Source organism: Bacillus sp. 05T31 (genome assembly GCF_056396725.1).
The window spans coordinates 1-645 of record NZ_JBFTMA010001228.1; the positions used below are offsets into that span (position 1 = coordinate 1).

Here is a 645-nt window from a genome sequence, read left to right on the forward strand (position 1 = left end):
TAATCCATTTGTCGGCTCATCAAGAATTAGTATTTTAGGATCATTAAGAATAGCAAAGGAAATACCTAGCCTTTGTTTCATTCCTAAAGAAAAATCTTTAACTTTTTTATCTTTTGCTTTATATATTCCTGTAGTTTTTAATACTCTATCTATTTCATCTAAAGGTTTATTAATCATTTTTTGTACATAGGCTAAATTTTCATATGCTGTCAAATTAGGATAGTAGGTAGGTGAATCAATAAAACAACCCACATTTTCAAATAATTCTTCTTTCCATTCTTTGATATCTTTATTATTAAATAATATCGATCCTTTATCTAATGGAATTAATCCTAATAGCATTCGCATTGTTGTTGTTTTCCCTGCACCATTTGGTCCAATAAAAGCATATAAACTTCCTTCAGGAACAGATAAGTTTAAATTCCTTACAATGGATTGATTGTCAAAAGACTTTGTTAAATTTTTAGTTTGAATTGCTAATCTCATTTTGTTCCTCACTTTCTCATTACGAAATAAAAGTAAGTATCTATTAAATTCTGGATTTATTAGATATTCTATTTATCCTTTACCTGATGTTTGCAATTTGGATTTAGAAAATATTTCTCGTTGTTCTAATTTTTTATCAGTAAGTTCATAGACTCTATC

General features: G+C 27.1%; 1 protein-coding gene. It reads right to left on the minus strand.

Features of this window, described 5'->3' with window-relative positions; genetic code table 11:
* The coding region (locus AC1DJR_RS32610) for an ABC transporter ATP-binding protein (RefSeq protein WP_477004528.1) at positions 1-486 on the minus strand (486 nt) is incomplete at its 3' end.
* Positions 487-645: the final 159 nt, after the last annotated feature.